Source organism: Euzebya pacifica (assembly GCF_003344865.1).
GTDB lineage: Bacteria > Actinomycetota > Nitriliruptoria > Euzebyales > Euzebyaceae > Euzebya > Euzebya pacifica.
In genome coordinates, this window is the sequence record NZ_CP031165.1 from 3,528,987 (window position 1) to 3,545,365 (window position 16,379).

The window sequence follows — 16,379 nt, forward strand, 5'->3', positions numbered from 1 at the left end:
AAGCGCTAGCGGATGGCGCGGCCGAAGATCCTCGGCCGTGTCCACACCGCCCCCGGCCCGGCGTCGATCGGCTCGATGTCGATGTCGGTGAACCCGGCGTCACGCAGCAGGGCGCCGGTGTCGCGGTCCAGCTCGCAGCCGTTGAACAACCAGCGGTGTGGGCCGGCCACGACCCGCTGCAGCCGGCGAGTACCGGACCCCGCCTCGGCGACGACGTGCTCGAAGAACACGTAGGTACCGCCAGGACGCAGCACCCGCTTGATCTGCTCGACGACCATCGCCGGGTCGTCGACACCGCAGAGCAGCAGCGTGCCGACCACGGCGTCGGCGGCCCCGTCGGGCAGGTCCAGGTCCTCGCCGTGCTGGGTGCGGATCTCCATGTCGACACCGTGGCGGTCGGCCGCCTCGCGCAGCCGGTCGTGCATGGCGGGGTTGGGTTCGATGGCGATCAGGTGGACGTCCGGCCCGTAGTAGCCCATGTTGCCGCCGGGGCCCGGGCCGAACTCGACGACGGTGCCGGTGAGCGTCCCGATCGTGGCGCGTTTGCGGTCCCCCATCAGCTTCTCGTCCGCGGGGGCCCCGACGCTCAGCAGGAAGGCCTCGACACGGCCCCGGAGGGGCGCCTGGGTGAAGTCACGACGATCGGATCGGGCTGCCATGGCGCCGCAGCGTAGCGACCCTGTTCGGCCGGCCGGCACCGGACGGGGGCGGACCTTGGTCACCGGGCGGCCGGCGTGGCACACTTGTCGCTCCGCACGGGACACGGAGTCCTCCGAACCCATGCGTGACCGCCGGCCACGGCCGGCACCTTCCGAGGTAGCTCAATCGGCAGAGCAATCGACTGTTAATCGATAGGTTGTGGGTTCAAGTCCCACCCTCGGAGCCACATCTCCCACCGCGCCTCCGGTGCGATCCCCCCGATCACCGGCACGAACGGCCGCCAGCGCAGCGTCGACTCCGGCGCGGAACGACTCGGCGTCGGGGTACAGCCAGGCCCGCTGCACGAGGGTGTCTCTGATGTCGTCCATCGTCGCCTCACCTCCGGTGTCGAGTCTGCGCCCCGGGTGTTTCGCCGCCGTTGCTGGACCATGAACACCCGCTGATCTCCCCGACCCGTCGCCACCCCCGGTACGGTGTCGGAAGCACGAAGTGCAGCACACTGCACGGGACGCGGGAAGGACAGCAGCGATGGGATTCAGGTTCGGGGTCGCCACCGGCTTCGCGGTCGGCTACGTGCTCGGCGCCAAGGCGGGCCGGGGACGCTACGAGACGATCCGTCAGACGGCGGAGGTGTTCATGGGGTCCCGTACTGCCCGCCATCTCGAGGACGGGCTGCGCGACGCCTGGTCATCGGCCAAGGAGGAGTTCCCCGCCGTCGGCCAGGCCGGCGAGCAGATGGGGCGTGTCCTGGACCTCCACGACCGCCTCGACGGCCAGGGCTGACCCAAGGACCGCGCTGACCCAAGGACCGCGCGGAGGGTCAGTCGCGGAGGTAGTCGCGCAGCTGGTCGGACCGTGAGGGGTGGCGCAGCTTGGCCAGCGTCTTGGCCTCGATCTGGCGGATCCGTTCGCGGGTGACGCCGAACTCGTCCCCGACCTCCTCCAGGGTCCGTGCCTGTCCCCCGTCGAGGCCGAAGCGCAGGGCGATGACCCGCTGCTCGCGGTCGTTGAGGGTGTGCAGGACACCGCGGATCTGGTCCTGCATCAGGTGGAAGCTCGCGGCGTCGAGGGGCACCACGGCTCGGTCGTCCTCGATGAAGTCCCCCAGCGATGCGTCGTCCTCGCCACCGACGGGTGTCTCCAGGCTGACCGTCTCCTGGGAGATCTTGAGGATGTCGTCGATCTTCTCCTCGTCGATGTCCAGCTCGGCGCCGATCTCCGCCGAGGAGGGGTCGCGGCCAAGCATCTGGTGCAGCCGCCGCTGGGTCCGGACGACCTTGTTGATCGTCTCCACCATGTGCACCGGGATGCGGATGGTGCGGGCCTGGTCGGCGATGGCCCGTGTGATGGCCTGCCGGATCCACCACGTCGCGTAGGTCGAGAACTTGTAGCCCTTGCGGTAGTCGAACTTCTCCACCGCGCGGATCAGGCCGAGGTTGCCCTCCTGGATCAGGTCCAGGAGCACCATTCCCCTGCCGACGTACCGCTTGGCGATCGAGACGACGAGCCGCAGGTTGGCCTCGACCAGTCGGCGCTTGGCGATGTGCCCACCCCGCTCGACACGGGTCAGCTGGCGTCGGCGGACGACGTCGTCGTCCTCGTCGGTGAGGGAGGCGAGGAACACCCCGGCCGCAAGCCCTGCCTCGACGCGCTTGGCGAGGTCGACTTCCTCCTCGGCGCTCAGCAGCTCGACCCGACCGATCTCCCGCAGGTACAACCGCACCGGATCGCCCGTGGAGGCCGGTACCACGACGTCAGACGGTGGGTCGCGACGTCGAGGGGCCGCCTTGGGCGGCGGTGGGGGCGGCTTGCGTGTCGTGATGCCCTCGGCGGTCAGCAGGCTGCTGAGCGCCGTCTCGGCCCCGTCCCCCACCCGTGCCCCGGCCAGGGCGTCGTCGACCTCCTGCGGGGTCACGTAGCCACGCTGGCGGCCGACGTGCAGCAGGTCGGTCACCGCATGGGCGTCCAGCAGCTCGGCCTCGACCTCGGCCGCGTCTCGGCCCGTGTCCTCCGGTGCCGGGACCGGTGGGACGTCGGTCGTTCCCTCCTTCGGCATGGGTTGTGCGCTCACAGCGCCCCCCTTCCCTCGTGGGCACGCCAGACCCGTTCGAGCTCGCCGATCTCCCGCATGAGCTCACCGCGCTCCTCGGGGGCCAACCGCTCGCGGCTGTCCGACAACCGGTTGCGAGCGGCCTGCCACCGCCGCTTGGCGTCACGGCCCCGCAGCGCCTCCAGCAGCCCGGCGATCGCGGTCTGCTCGGGCACCGTGGTCAGCTCCGCGACCGCGAGCCCCCGGACCCGTCGTCGCATGTCGTCGTCGGGCATGGCGTCGAGCACGGCCTCGAAGTCGTCGCCCGCCTTGCAGATCGCCCGGAACAGCTGCCGTGACGGTTCGGCCGTGAAGACCTGCTCGTCCAGCAGCTGCCACCCGTCGGGCAGCAGCTCGGGACGTTGCAGGGCCACCTGGAGCACCTGTCGTTCCAGCTGCATCTGCGGATCCCGGCTTCCGGGCAGGACGGTTCGGTCCGGCGGGGCCACCGTCGTCGTCCGTCCCCGTCCACCGGGTGGGTACGTCCGGTTCAGCTCGTCCTCGATCCGTTGCGCCGGCAGCCCCACCGCAGGGGCGACCACGTCGAAGACGTACTTGTACCGCAACGATGGGTTCTCGATGCGGCCCAGCAGCTCGAAGGTGGACTGGTAGGCCGCCGTCTGCAGCTCGGGCGTGGACAGGTCGGCGGTCCGCAGCTTGTGCTCGATCTGGAACTCCACGGCCGTCTTCCGGCCCGCCATGACCTGTTCGACGGCCGCCGCACCGCCCTCGGCCACGAGGTCGGCGGGGTCCTTGCCCTCCGGCAGGACGAGGACGCCCAGGTCGGTGACGTTGGCGGCCTCGGCCCGCTCCCGAGCACGTTCGGCGGCCTCGAACCCGGCGCTGTCGGCGTCGAGGCAGAGGGTGACGCGTGCGTCCATCCGCTCGATCATCGCGAAATGCTGCTCGGTGAGGGCGGTCCCGCACGGGGCCACCGCCTGGGTCGTCCCGGCGAGGTGCAGCGCGATGACGTCCATGTAGCCCTCGACGACGAGGACCTCGCGACGCTTGACGATCTCGCGTCGGGCGAGGTGCAGCCCGTAGAGGGTGGTGGACTTGTCGTAGACGTCGGTCTTCGGCGAGTTGATGTACTTGGGGGCGGTGCCGTCGATCTTGGTGACGACCGGCCCGTCGGGCAGGATCCGCCCGCCGAAGGCCACGACGTCGTTGCCGCGCTGGTCGTGGATGGGGAACAGCACCCGGGCACGGAACCGGTCGATCAGCCCGTGCTTGCCCTGGGTGGACAGGCCGGCCTCGATCAGGTCCTTCGCGGCGGCACCCTTGCGCTGCATGTGGGTGGACAGGTCGTCCCACGAGTCGGGCGCCCACCCGATCCCGAACACCTCCCAGGCACCGGCCGGGACCTGGCGGTCCAGCAGGTAGCTGCGTGCAGCCGCCCCGTCGTCGGCCTTCAGGCGTGCCCGGTAGAACGCCGCCGCCTCGCCGATGACCTCCAGCATCCGTGTGCGCTTGCCGAGCGCCGCCTTCTGTCCGGGGCGGAGCTCCTGGTACCGCAGGTCCACACCGAACTGGCGGGCCAGCTTCTCCACCGCGTCGGCGAACGACAGGCCCTCGATCTCCATGACGAAGCCGATGGCGTCACCGTGGGCGTTGCAGCCGAAGCAGTAATACACGCCCTTGACGGCGTTGACCGAGAACGACGCGCTGCGCTCCTCGTGGAACGGGCAGCGCCCCATCAGGCTCGTCCCGCTCCCCTTCAGCGTGGTGTACGGCGCAATCACCGCGCTGATGTCTATCCGGTCCTTGAGGGTCCGGATGTCGTCATCGTTGATGCGCCCAGCCACGTCCGTCCGATTCTAGTGTCGGCCTGCGACGTCGCCGGGACCCTCGGGCACTCGGGTGCGGGTCAGAGGCGGTGCGGCGACCGTCGGGGCAGCAGCAGCTGGTTGAACAACCGCAACGCCTGCCCGTCGGTCAGGGAGGTCACGAAGTCGATGACGCGCTGCAGCTCGGGGTCCCCGCCGTTGCGGAACTGGCTGGGCAGCCGGCCGGGGTTGTCGACGTAGAACACGACGAGGCTGGACAGGCAGTGGGCACCCCGCGCGCGTTCGGCGAGGACCCCGTGCCGACCGCTGACCCGTGTGGCGGCGATGTCCTCCATGGCGTCGAGGACCGCCGCTGCGGGGTGGGACAGCCGGATCTCGGGGGTGTCGGCGGACGCCTGCACCACATCGGTGCACAGGGCGGTGATCCAGTCCTCGGGCGTCGGGCCGAGGATGCTCGTGGCCGTCTCGGGAAGGTCCTCGGAGACGATCACGCCGACGGCCAGGGCGTCGCGGAGCTCACCGATGACGCCGGCGATCCGGTCGGCCAGGCGGACGACCTCGCCCTCGCGGGTGGCCGGCATCTCCGCAGCCATGGTGTGGGTGGCGATGCCGTCGCGCACCTCCCAGCAGAGGTTCAGCCCCTGCCCCTCCTCCTCGATGAGCTCCACCACCCTGACCGACTGGTGGTTGTGGCGGAACGGCTCCTCGGTGAACAGCCCGAACGCCTCGTCACCGGCCCGTGCGAACGCGGCGGCGCCGAGGTCACGGCCCAGGGCGATCGCCTCGGTGAGGTCCTCGTTGAGCCGGAGCGCCCGGCTGATGGTCCGGGCGATCCGGCAGCCGAACAGCGTGTGGTCGATGCGGGAGCGGTACCCGTCCCCACCCGGGGCCAGCAGCACGTGGCTCTTGTCCTTGAGCCGACCGAACGCGGTCGAGGCGAGGATGCGGTGCACGTCGACCTGGAACGTCGAACGCAACGGGTCCGCCGGCTCGTGCTGCTCGCGTCCCTTGGTCTCTGCGGACAACGTGGCCCATCCCGAGAGGCTGGCGTGCTCCAGTTCCTCGGTTCGATCACGGGGTGTTCGTGACGTTGTCACCGACCACGAGGCTAGCATCGGCGTCGCCATGGATCCTGTGAAGCCCAACGAGCTCGTGGTCGCCGCCCGAGTGGCCGACGGCCTGGTCTACGTCGCCGGCCTGGCCGGTGTCGTCGCCGGGGCGCTGCTGTTCAGGGACGGCAACCTGCCGTTCGCGATCATCGCCTGGGTCGTGACGTTCATCGCCGGCACGGTCCTGCGGCTGGCCGCGTGGATGGCCCGCGGGGTCGCCCAGATCATGCAGCGCACCGAACGCATCGAGGCCGATGCAGCCCGGCTGGTCCGCGATGCGGTTGCCGACCCCGAGCCGCACGACCCCTGGCGTTGACGCGTGCGTCGGCTCAGGCGGAGTCGGGGCTCCACGGCTGGGCGAAGCGCTCCTGCAGGTAGCCGACCAGCTTCTCGATCGGGATGCGCTCCTGCGTCATCGTGTCGCGGTCGCGAACGGTGACGGCCCGGTCGTCCTCGACGGTCTCGAAGTCCACGGTCACGCAGAACGGCGTGCCGACCTCGTCCTGACGGCGGTAACGGCGGCCGATCTGGCCGGCCTCGTCGTAGTCCACGTTGGCGAAGTGCGGCTTGAGCAGGTCGTTGACCTCCCGTGCCGTCGGCGTCAGCGTGTCCTTCTTCGACAGCGGCAGGACGGCGACCTTCACCGGCGCGATCTCGGGGTGCAGCTTGAGGACGGTGCGGGTCTCGGTGCCGCCCTTGGCGGTCGGCGCCTCTTCCTGCCGGTAGGCGTCGACGAGGAAGGTCAGGGCGATGCGGTCCACACCGGCCGCGGGCTCGATGACGTAGGGCAGGTAGCGCTCGTCGGCGGCCTGGTCGAAGTACGACAGGTCCTTGCCGGAGTGCTCCGCGTGCTGGGTCAGGTCGAAGTTGCCGCGGTTGGCGATGCCCTCGATCTCGCCCCAGCCCATGGGGAACCGGTACTCGATGTCGACGGTGCCCTTGGAGTAGTGGGACAGCTCGTCATCGGCGTGCGGGCGGATGCGGATGTTGTCGGTCCGCAGGCCGAGGTTGCGGTACCAGTCGTAGCGCTGGCGGATCCAGTAGGCGTGCCACTCCTCGTCGGTGCCCGGCTTGCAGAAGAACTCCATCTCCATCTGCTCGAACTCGCGGACCCGGAAGATGAAGTTGCGTGGGGTGATCTCGTTGCGGAACGACCGGCCGATCTGGCCGATGCCGAACGGGATCTTCTTGCGCGCGGTCAGCTGCACGTGGGCGAAGTCCACGAACATGCCCTGCGCGGTCTCGGGCCGCAGCCACACCTGCGCGGCGGTGTCCTCGGTCGGCCCGACGAACGTCCTGAACATCAGGTTGAAGGCCTTGGCCTCGCCGAAGGTGCCGGCCTGTCCGCAGCTGGGGCAGTAGACCTCGCCCTTCTTGTTGGTCTCCAGCTGGTCCTCGCGGTGGCGGGTGTTGCAGTTGCTGCACTCCACCAGCGGGTCGGTGAAGCCGCCGACGTGGCCGGATGCCTCCCACACCTGGGGGTTCATCAGGATCGACGCCTCCAGTGGCACGACGTCGTCGCGAAGCTGGAACATCGACTTGCGCCACGCGTTGCGGACGTTGTCCTTGAGCGCCACACCGAGGGGCCCGTAGTCCCACGCGCCGCGGAGTCCGCCGTAGATCTCCGAGGACTGGAAGATGATGCCTCGGCGCTTGCACAGCTCGACGATGGTCTCCATCGAGGTGTGGTGCTCGGTCACGGTGTCGTCGGCCAGCGGGTCGACGGTTTCGTAGTCGGCGTCGAACGTCGGCGGCAGGTGCGGGTCGTCGGTCACAGGAGGGCTCCAGGGGCGTGCGCGCATCGCCCGGTCGTCGGGGCGGATGGGGGTGATGGGATGGACGAACGATCATACGGGTCGCAGGCAACGCGTCGGCCACCCCGTGGTGCAGGTCCGGAGCCCGTTCCGAGAACGTGTGGCGGACCCCTGTTGCTATTTCTCCCCTGACCGTGTTTCATTTCGGGGTAGGGGGTGGGCCTTCTTGTCCCACCGATGATGGAGAATGCCTGATGGGCCGACCTCGTGATCTCGAGGCCCGTGACCGAATTCTTAAGGCGACCTACGACCTGATCACCACAGCGGACGCCGACGCGTCCATCAACGCCATCGTGGCGCGAGCGGGCGTCGGCAAGGCGACGGTGTACAGGTGGTGGAACAGCCGGACGGCTGTCGTCCTCGACGCGCTCGTGGAGGTACGCGGTGAACCAGCGTCGCCACCACAGACCGATGATCCATGGGCCGACCTGCGCGCCCACATCGTCGACGCGGCCGAGCTCGTGGTCGGTGGCACCAGCGCGCTGACCCGTGACCTGCTCGGCGCCGTGCTGCGCGGTGACGAGGAAGCGCCGGCCATCCGCGAGCTGTTGCTCGAGCGCGGCCAGCAGGACCTGGCGGCGGCGCTGCAGCGCGGTGTCGACGAGGGGGTCCTGCGCAAGGACCTCGACGTCGATGGGGCCGTCAGCGCCATCCACGGCTCGCTGTGGCTGCGTGCGCTGAGCAACGACAGCCCCGACGAGCAGTCGGCCGAGGCGGTCGCCGACGAGCTGCTGGAGGTCCTGGCCGGCGGCCTGCGTCCCCGGGTCTAGCAGCGAAACGACAACAGGCGCCGCACCCCGAGGGGGCGGCGCCTCGTCGTGTCCGCGTTCCTACAGGATCTGGGAGAGGAACAGCTTCGTGCGCTCCTCCTGCGGGTTGTCGAAGAAGTGCTCCGGGGTGCCGACCTCGACGATCTCGCCGTCGGCCATGAAGACCACCCGGTCGGCCACGGCACGGGCGAAGCCCATCTCGTGGGTCACCACGATCATGGTCATGCCCGAGGCTGCCAGCTCCTGCATGGCGTCCAGGACCTCCTTGACCATCTCGGGGTCCAGCGCCGACGTGGGCTCGTCGAACAGCATCACCTTGGGCTTCATCGCCAGCGCACGGGCGATCGCCACACGCTGCTGCTGACCGCCCGACAGCTGCCCCGGCTGCTTGTGGGCCTGCTCGGGGATCTTCACCATCTCCAGCAGCCGCATGGCCTCGGCCTCGGCCTCGGCCTTCGGCTGCTTGCGGACCTGCCGCGGGCCGAGGGTGATGTTCTCCATGATCGTCATGTGCGGGAACAGGTTGAAGCTCTGGAAGACCATCCCGCACTCGCGGCGGATCTCCTGGATGTTCCGCACGTCGTTGGACAGCTCCACGCCATCCACCACGATCCGACCCCGGGTGTGTTCCTCGAGGTGGTTCACGCAGCGGATCATCGTGGACTTGCCCGAACCGGACGGTCCGATGACCACCACGACCTCCTGGGCACCGACGACGAGGTTGATGTCCTTCAGGGCCTGGAAGTCCCCGTAGAACTTGTCCATGTCGCTGATCGTGATGATCGGCTCGCCCGTCCCGCCGGGCTTCAGCGCGGCGGAACGAAGATCGTCGAGGTTGCTCATCGGGTACCAACTCCAAGCTTGGTTTCGAGACGCTGTGATGCACGGGACATGGAGAAGCACATGACCCAGAAGATGAAGGCGACGAAGGCGTAGACCTCCGGCGCGTAGCCCTGGTTCTGGAACTCGGGGCTGGCGAGGATGGGGTCGGACACGCCGAGCAGGTCGAACTGGCTGATGATGATCAGCAGCGTCGTGTCCTTCAGCAGGGCGATGAACTGTCCGACGAGCGCCGGGATCGAGTTCCGCAGGGCCTGCGGCAGCACGATCTTGCGGGTGATGGTGACCGGCGACAGGCCCACGGCCTGCCCCGCCTCGGTCTGCCCGCCGGGGACCGACTGGAGGCCACCACGGACGATCTCGGCCACGTATGCCGCGCTGAACAGCGTGAACATGATGATCGCGCGGATCACCGACGCCGGCGGTTCGAACGTCGAGGGGAAGAAGAACCGCAGGGCGAACTCACCCATGAACAGCAGGGTGATCAGCGGCACACCGCGGATCAGCTCGATGTAGAGCACCGCAACCGGCCGGAGCAGCGGGAAGCTGGACCGACGCGTGAGCGCCAGGATCACCCCGAGCGGGAAACACGCCGCGATGGAGATGAAAGCGACGTTGACCGTCAGGAGCAGGCCACCGAAGTTGTCGACGTTGCCCGGGTTGAACCCGGTCTCCAGCAGGAACGCCAGCAGGACGAGCCCGGTCATGATCAGCGTGCGCCGATGCAGGACCGACTCGGGCAGCAGCGCCGGGATTCGCTGCCCGAGGAAGAACGGGACCGCGAGCCCGATCACCAGCAGCGTGGGGGTGATGGTGTCGGTGAAGCTGAGGATGACCGCCATCGCAAGGACGGGTGGGGCGATGATGCCGAGCTTCGTACGGGTGGTCATCGGCGGGGAGGTGTCGCCGGGCAGGCGGCCGGACGCGAAGCCGAGGGTGAACGCGATCGTGTAGATGGCCGCCCACAACATCGGGTAACCGATGTTGGTGCCGTCGAACTGGGTACCGACCATGTAGCGGATCAGCTGGGAGCTGATGATGTCCCAGGAGTTCCGCATGCCACCGTCGGGGGTGACCTTCTCGTTGAAGAACACGAAGATCGAGGCGCGGTAGAGCACGTAACCGAGGATCAGCCCGAAGACGATCGTCAGGATCGAGTTCTTGGCGTCCTTGAACAGGTTCTCGCGGATCAGGCCACGCAGGCCGTGATCCAGCCCGGTCGGCATGGGCGCATCCGGTGCGACCGGGTTGTCCTCGGGACCGGGGGTCTGGGTCTTGATGGTGCTCATCGGGTCTCCAGCGCCAGTCGGTTGTTGAAGAAGTTCGCGATGAGCGAGATGCCCAGGGAGAACGTGAGGTACAGCCCCATCAGCACGACCACTGTCTGGATCGCCGGCGCGGCGTTGTTGGTGGCACGGCCGAAGATGGCGGTGATCTCGATGTAGCCGACGGCCACCGCGAGGGAGGAGTTCTTGGTGATGTTGAGGTACTGGTTCGCCAGCGGCGGGATCATGATCCGGAACGCCTGCGGCAGGATCACGAAGCGGTAGCGCTGGAAGGTCGACAGCGCGACGGCGTTGGCGGCCTCTGTCTGCCCCTTGTGGATGGCCTGGATGGCACCGCGGACGATCTCGGCGACGTGCGATGCGGTGTAGAGCGTCAGGGCAACGGTGAGCGAGGCGTAGTTGGGGATGACCGTGAGGCCACCACCGACCTGCCGGCCGTCGACCATCGCGGGATCCAGGGCAAGCGCGTTGCCGGCGATGAAGTTGCCGATCGCCACCACGACGAGGAACGCGCCGATGCCGTACAGCCCGCCGCGGGCGGGCTCGCCCGTCTTGGCGTTGACGCGTCCGCGGTAGGCGCTCATCAGGACCGCGGCCAGCAGCCCCAGGCCGATGAACGCGATGAACGTGACCCCGTTGGAGTCGGGGTTCAGCCACGGGATGCCGATCCCGCGGTTGGAGACCACGAAGGCGTCCAGCGGGGTCGGCGCCTCGGTGATCTGCGGCAGCGACCCCAGCGTGATGCCGAAGTGCGCGATGAAGATCCACACGAGGGCAGGCACGTTGCGGAACGTCTCGACGTAGAGCGTGCCGAACGAGCGGACCGCCACGTTGTTGGACAGCCGGGCGATACCGATCAGGATGCCGATGATCGTGCAGCCGGGGATGCCGACCAGGATCACCCGAACGGTGTTGAGGTAGCCGAGCCAGAAGGCGCCGAGCACCGTCTCGTCAGCCGCATCGTCGAGACCGGGGATGGCCGAACCGAACTTGCCGTCCAGGAACTCGAACCCCGTGGGCAGGCCCGCCGCCTGCAGGTTCGTCCTGATGTTGTTGTACAGGTACGCCGCTACTGCGACGACCACCGCCAGGACAGCTATCTGTCCGATCCACCGGATGACCCTGACGTCCCTGTAGAACGGCGGATTCTCCTGGCTTCTCAGCGGCGGAATGGGGGCAGTGGTTGACACGTGGCCTCCTCGAGCGCGTGCGCTGTCGTCTTTGTGTCTGTTCAGTGTTTCAGATCGGACAGCATTCGGGGCGGACGTTTCCGCCCGCCCCGAACACCAAGTGGCTGCTGGAGCAGCTCGGCCGCCGGATCACCGGCGGCCGAAACCGTGCTCTAGCGGAACGGCGGCGCGTAGTGCAGGCCGCCCTCGGTCCACAGCTGGTTGACACCCTCGTCGAGGCCGATGGGGAGGATGTTGCGGTCAAAGATCTCCTGGTAGTTACCAACAGCCTCGATGACGCGAACGGCCCACTGCTCGTCGGGGAAGCCCAGGCCAGCACCGGTGGTCTGACCGTCTTCCTGACCGAGGAAACGGGCGATGTCGGCGTTGGCGCCGGCGTCGAAGGACCCGATGTTCTCGGAGGTCAGGCCGAACTCCTCGGCCTGGAAGGTCGCGAAGACGACCCACTGGACGATGTCGAACCACTGGTCGTCACCCTGACGGACGGCCGGGCCGAGCGGCTCCTTGGACATCACGTCGGGGAGGATCTTGACGTCGCCGCCGGTGTAGGTGGCGGCGAAGGACGCCAGACCGGAACGGTCGGTGGTGTAGGCGTCGCAGGCGCCGGTGGAGAAGTTCTCCGTGACCGCGGCCTCGTCGGCAACGTTGACGGGCTCGTAGGAGATGCCCAGGTTGTCGAAGTAGGTCTCGAGGTTCAGCTCGGTGGTGGTACCGGTCTGGACGCAGACGAGGTAGCCGTCCATGTCCTCGACAGCCTCGGCGGCGTCGTCGGCGTTGACGAGCATGCCCTGGCCGTCGTAGTAGGTGGTGGCGGTCCACTGCAGGCCCAGCTCGCCGTCACGGGAGGCGGTCCAGGTGCCGTTGCGGGACAGGACGTCGACCTCACCGGACTGCAGGGCCGTGAAACGGGTCTCCGCAGACAGGTTGGTGTACTCGACGGCCTCGGGGTCGCCGAGGACGGCGGCCGCGACGGCCTTGCAGTAGTCGACGTCGAGACCGCTGTAGGTGCCACCCTCGTCGAGGGAGAAGCCGTTCAGCTGGCCGTTGACGCCGCACTTCAGGACGCCGGCGTCCAGCGTGGCCTGCAGGGTCGAACCCTCCGAGCCAGTGGTCGAGCCGGTGGACGGAGCGTCCTCGGTGGCGGCGGTGTCGTCGTCACCGTCTTCGCCCTCGGGGGCGGTCTCCTCGGACGTGTCAGCGCCCTCGGAGGACTCGTCGGTGCCATCGTCGCTCGAGCTGCAGGCAGCCAGGACGAGCATGGCCACGAGCATCATGGCGATAAGACGTAGCTTCTTTGAGATGCGCAACGCATCGACTCCTTCGTGAGGTGTGCGGGTTGGGTTGGGTTGAGCGACGCAGTTCGTGCTCGCTCCCCGCGTACATGTGCGATCGGACAGGTCCGACCAGCCGCGAGGACCATAGCTACTACCGCGGTCATTGGCAATGCCATTGGCCTGCTTCGGGTGGTATTAACACCACCGAAACACGAGTCAGACGCCGGCCGGGTGCCAGACGGTCTTGACCTCCAGCGCGCCCCGCAAGCGCGCTGTTGTTGGCGGAGTGTGCCATGTCCCACTCGTCACTGTCGAGGGTCGCGCCACGATGCGCGTGGTCGAGCCGGCCGCCGATTCGAGCAGTCCGACGAGCTGTTCGGCCGACGCCCCCGTCAGGTCGATCGCACCGACGTCCATGTGGCTGGCCAGCACCGGGGCGAGCTCGTCGGTGTGACCGGTGAGCAGGTTCACCACACCTGCCGGCACGTCGCTGGTGGCCAGGACCTCCGACAACGTGACCGCCGGGATCGGTCGCTGCTGGCTGGCGACGGCGACCACGACGTTGCCGCCGGCCAGCGCCGGGGCGATGGTGCTGACCAGTCCGAGCAAACTGGACTCCTGGGGGGCGATCACCGCAACCACCCCGGTCGGTTCGGGGGTCGAGACGTTGAAGTACGGGCCCGCAACGGGGTTGGCGTTGCCGAACACCTGGGCGATCTTGTCGGTCCAGCCCGCGTACCAGACCCAGCGGTCGATGGCGGCGTCGACCTCTGCGGCGGCCGCCGTCCGGTCCAGTCCCTCGGCGGCGGCGACGTCGGCGGTGAACTGGTCGCGGCGGCCCTCGATCATCTCCGCGATGCGGTAGAGGATCTGGCCGCGGTTGTACGCCGTGCGCCCTGCCCAGCCGTCGACGGCCTTCCATGCCACCGACACCGCGTCCCGGACGTCCTTGCGGCTGCCCATGGCCATGTTGGCCAGGAACGATCCGTCAGCGGCCGTTGCCTCGTAGGTGCGGCCGGACTCCGAACGGGGGAACGCCCCGCCGATGTACAGCTTGTGGGTCTTGGCCACCGACACGCGGTCGGTCGTCGTGTTGTCGGGCATCAGATCGTCACCTCGAGGTAGGGGGCCAGCCCCTGGCGGCCGCCCTCGCGGCCGAAGCCCGACTCCTTGTAGCCGCCGAAGGGGCTGGTCGGGTCGAACCGGTTGAACGTGTTGGACCAGACGACGCCGGCCTTGAGCTGCTGGGCCATCCAGAGGATTCGGCTGCCCTTGTCGGTCCACACCCCGGCGGACAGGCCATAGGGGGTGTTGTTGGCCTTGGCGACCGCCTCGTCGGGGGTGCGGAAGGTCATCGTGGTCAGGACCGGCCCGAAGATCTCCTCGCGGGCAATCCGCATGGACTGGCTGGCGTCGGAGAAGATCGTCGGTGGGAACCAGTAGCCACGGTCGGGCAGGTCGCAGGCGGGCGACCACCGGGTGGCACCCTCCTCCTCCCCTGCCGAGGCCAGCGCGGTGATGCGCTCGAGCTGCTCGGCGGAGTTGATCGCGCCGATGTCGGTGTTCTTGTCCATCGGATCGCCGAGGCGGAGCGTGGACAGGCGGGTCCGAAGCCGTTCCATCAGCGGTTCGGCGATGGACTCCTGGACGAGCAGCCGACTGCCTGCGCAGCAGACGTGGCCCTGGTTGAAGAAGATGCCGTTGACGATCCCCTCGATCGCCTGGTCCAGCGGCGCGTCGTCGAAGACGATGTTGGCGGCCTTGCCGCCGAGCTCGAGGGTCAACGACTTGGCCGTCCCCGCCACCGAGCGCTGGATGGCCTTGCCCACGGCGGTGGATCCGGTGAACGCCACCTTGTCCACGTCGGCGTCGACCAGCGCCTGACCGGTCTCACCTGCCCCGGTGATGATGTTGACGACACCGGGCGGCAGGTCGGCCTGCTGGATGATCTCGGCCAGGTGCAGGGCAGTCAGCGGGGTGGTCTCGGCCGGCTTGAGCACCACGGTGTTGCCGGTGGCGAGCGCCGGGGCGAGCTTCCACGCGGCCATCAGCAGCGGGAAGTTCCACGGGATGATCTGGCCGGCCACACCCAGCGGCTGGGGATCGGGCCCGTAGCCGGCGTACCCGAGCTTGTCGGCCCAGCCGGCGTAGTAGAAGAAGTGGGCGCTGACCAGCGGCAGGTCGCTGTCGCGCGACTCGCGGATGGGCTTGCCGTTGTCGATGGTCTCCAGCACCGCCAGCTCGCGGCTGCGCTCGGCGATCAGCCGGGCGATGCGGTACAGGTACTTCGCCCGTTCGCTGCCGGGCATCGGCCCCCAGACCTCGGTCTGGGCCCGGCGGGCAGCTGCGACGGCCCGCTGGACGTCGGCCGGTGAGGCATCGGCGACCTCCGCGAGGACCTCCTCGGTGGCCGGGTTGACGGTCTTGCGGAACCCATCGCCCTCGGGGGCGACGAACTCGCCGTCGATGAACAGCCCGTAGGAGGAGCGGATGTCGACGACGTCGGTGGCCTGCGGAGCCGGGGCGTAGACGAACCCGTCCGTGGGTGTGGTCGGCTGGGTGGTGTCGGTCATGTCGGGTCCCCTAGTCGAGGGTGACGTAGTCGTGGCCCTCGTAGACACCGGAGGTCCGGCGCCGACGCTGGAGCAGCACGTCGTTGAGCAGGCTGGAGGCGCCGTAGCGGAACCAGTCGGGGGTCAGCCAGTCCGGGCCGGCGGTCTCGTTGACCAGCACGAGGTAGCGGATGGCGTCCTTGGACGAGCGGATGCCGCCGGCGGACTTCACGCCCACCTGGGTGCCGGTGGCGGCGCGGAAGTCCACGACCGACTGCAGCATCACCATGGTGACGGGGCGGGTGGAGGCCGGCGCCACCTTGCCGGTGGAGGTCTTGATGAAGTCGGCGCCGCCGATCATGGCCAGCACCGATGCCCGGCGGACGTTGTCGAGCGTGGCCAGCTCGCCGGTCTCCAGGATCACCTTGAGGTGGGCCCGGTCGGGGCCGCTGCCGCAGGCCTCGCGGACCGCGACGACTTCCTCCAGCACCTTGCCGTAGCGGCCCGAGAGGAACGCGCCGCGGTCGATGACCATGTCGATCTCGTGGGCGCCGTCGGCGACGGCCTGTCGCGTGTCGGCCAGCTTGACGTCCATGGCGGCGCGTCCGGCGGGGAACGCGGTGGCGACCGCGGCGACCTTGACGGCGCTGCCGGCGGTGATCCGCACGACGTCGGCGACCATGTCGGGATAGACACAGATCGCGGCCACCGGCGGGCACGTCGGGTCGTCCGGATCGGGACGCAGGCCCTTGCGCGCGAGCGAGGTGACCTTGCCGGGGGTGTCAGCACCCTCCAGCGTGGTCAGGTCGATCATGCGGATGATCAGGTCGAGCGCCCAGTCCTTGGACTCGTTCTTGATCGAGCGCGTCGCGAGCTGGGCCACTCGGGCCTCGGCACCGACCTGGTCGACACCAGGCAGTCCGTGGAGGAACCGACGCAGCTGGGCGTCGGTGGCAGTCGGCTCGGGAACGCTCTCCAGGCCTGGGGGGAGGAGGGTCGTCATCGTGG

The 16,379-nt window shown here is 68.7% G+C and carries 15 protein-coding genes and 1 tRNA gene; 4 read left to right on the forward strand and 12 right to left on the reverse strand.

From position 1 onward, the window contains the following. Nucleotides 1–5: 5 nt before the first annotated feature. Nucleotides 6–659 (reverse strand): class I SAM-dependent methyltransferase, encoded by a 654-nt coding sequence (locus DVS28_RS15110; protein WP_164710585.1) that lies wholly within the window; start codon nt 657–659, stop codon nt 6–8. A gap of 151 nt (nt 660–810) precedes the next feature. On the opposite strand from DVS28_RS15110, the gene DVS28_RS15115 reads away from it, so the two are divergent. Together DVS28_RS15115 and DVS28_RS15120 are read left to right on the forward strand one after the other, a co-directional pair. Continuing rightward, nucleotides 811–886, forward strand: a tRNA-Asn gene (locus DVS28_RS15115). 302 nt (nt 887–1,188) lie between these two features. Continuing rightward, nucleotides 1,189–1,443 carry a hypothetical protein gene (locus tag DVS28_RS15120; protein WP_114592199.1) on the forward strand — a complete coding sequence of 85 codons (255 nt, stop codon included), beginning with the start codon at nt 1,189–1,191 and terminating at the stop codon, nt 1,441–1,443. A 37-nt stretch (nt 1,444–1,480) separates the two neighbouring features. On the opposite strand, the gene rpoD is transcribed toward DVS28_RS15120, so the two are convergent. The 3 genes from rpoD to DVS28_RS15135 form a co-directional block, all read right to left on the reverse strand. Next, entirely contained in the window at nt 1,481–2,716 is a 1,236-nt protein-coding gene (rpoD, locus tag DVS28_RS15125) for an RNA polymerase sigma factor RpoD (protein WP_114592200.1), read from the reverse strand. A gap of 11 nt (nt 2,717–2,727) precedes the next feature. Continuing rightward, nucleotides 2,728–4,554 (reverse strand): DNA primase, encoded by a 1,827-nt coding sequence (dnaG, locus tag DVS28_RS15130; RefSeq protein ID WP_114592201.1) that lies wholly within the window; start codon nt 4,552–4,554, stop codon nt 2,728–2,730. A gap of 62 nt (nt 4,555–4,616) precedes the next feature. Beyond that, nucleotides 4,617–5,633 (reverse strand): HD domain-containing protein, encoded by a 1,017-nt coding sequence (locus DVS28_RS15135; protein WP_164710586.1) that lies wholly within the window; start codon nt 5,631–5,633, stop codon nt 4,617–4,619. 28 nt (nt 5,634–5,661) lie between these two features. Here DVS28_RS15135 and DVS28_RS15140 point away from each other — a divergent pair, with 28 nt between their 5' ends. After that, entirely contained in the window at nt 5,662–5,961 is a 300-nt protein-coding gene (locus DVS28_RS15140; RefSeq protein ID WP_114592203.1) for a hypothetical protein, read from the forward strand. Between the two features lie 13 nt (nt 5,962–5,974). Here the strand turns inward: DVS28_RS15140 and DVS28_RS15145 are convergent, their stop codons facing one another. Then, nucleotides 5,975–7,324, reverse strand: coding sequence for a glycine--tRNA ligase (locus DVS28_RS15145; protein ID WP_114594198.1), 1,350 nt, complete (start codon nt 7,322–7,324; stop codon nt 5,975–5,977). A gap of 329 nt (nt 7,325–7,653) precedes the next feature. Here DVS28_RS15145 and DVS28_RS15150 point away from each other — a divergent pair, with 329 nt between their 5' ends. Continuing rightward, the gene (locus tag DVS28_RS15150; RefSeq protein WP_114592204.1) at nt 7,654–8,229 is read left to right on the forward strand and encodes a TetR/AcrR family transcriptional regulator; all 576 of its coding nucleotides are present in this window, start codon (nt 7,654–7,656) and stop codon (nt 8,227–8,229) included. Between the two features lie 60 nt (nt 8,230–8,289). Here DVS28_RS15150 and DVS28_RS15155 read toward each other — a convergent pair whose 3' ends face one another. The 7 genes from DVS28_RS15155 to deoC all read right to left on the reverse strand — a co-directional run bounded on the left by DVS28_RS15155 (nt 8,290) and on the right by deoC (nt 16,374). After that, a complete protein-coding gene (locus DVS28_RS15155; protein WP_114592205.1) occupies nt 8,290–9,072 on the reverse strand; it encodes an amino acid ABC transporter ATP-binding protein in 783 nt (260 codons plus the stop codon). Then, nucleotides 9,069–10,358, reverse strand: coding sequence for an amino acid ABC transporter permease (locus DVS28_RS15160; protein ID WP_114592206.1), 1,290 nt, complete (start codon nt 10,356–10,358; stop codon nt 9,069–9,071). The genes DVS28_RS15155 and DVS28_RS15160 overlap by 4 nt, the downstream gene beginning before the upstream one ends. Beyond that, nucleotides 10,355–11,545 carry an amino acid ABC transporter permease gene (locus DVS28_RS15165; RefSeq protein WP_164710587.1) on the reverse strand — a complete coding sequence of 397 codons (1,191 nt, stop codon included), beginning with the start codon at nt 11,543–11,545 and terminating at the stop codon, nt 10,355–10,357. Before DVS28_RS15165 ends, DVS28_RS15160 begins: the two co-directional genes overlap by 4 nt. A 152-nt stretch (nt 11,546–11,697) precedes the next feature. Then, nucleotides 11,698–12,819, reverse strand: coding sequence for an amino acid ABC transporter substrate-binding protein (locus DVS28_RS15170; protein WP_114592208.1), 1,122 nt, complete (start codon nt 12,817–12,819; stop codon nt 11,698–11,700). 216 nt (nt 12,820–13,035) lie between these two features. Next, nucleotides 13,036–13,923 carry an aldehyde dehydrogenase family protein gene (locus DVS28_RS15175; RefSeq protein ID WP_114592209.1) on the reverse strand — a complete coding sequence of 296 codons (888 nt, stop codon included), beginning with the start codon at nt 13,921–13,923 and terminating at the stop codon, nt 13,036–13,038. Beyond that, on the reverse strand, nt 13,923–15,392 hold the full coding sequence (locus DVS28_RS15180; RefSeq protein ID WP_114592210.1) for an aldehyde dehydrogenase family protein: 1,470 nt from the start codon (nt 15,390–15,392) through the stop codon (nt 13,923–13,925). The genes DVS28_RS15175 and DVS28_RS15180 overlap by 1 nt, the downstream gene beginning before the upstream one ends. Before the next feature lie 10 nt (nt 15,393–15,402). Beyond that, a complete protein-coding gene (gene deoC, locus DVS28_RS15185) occupies nt 15,403–16,374 on the reverse strand; it encodes a deoxyribose-phosphate aldolase (RefSeq protein ID WP_114592211.1) in 972 nt (323 codons plus the stop codon). Nucleotides 16,375–16,379 lie beyond the last annotated feature (5 nt).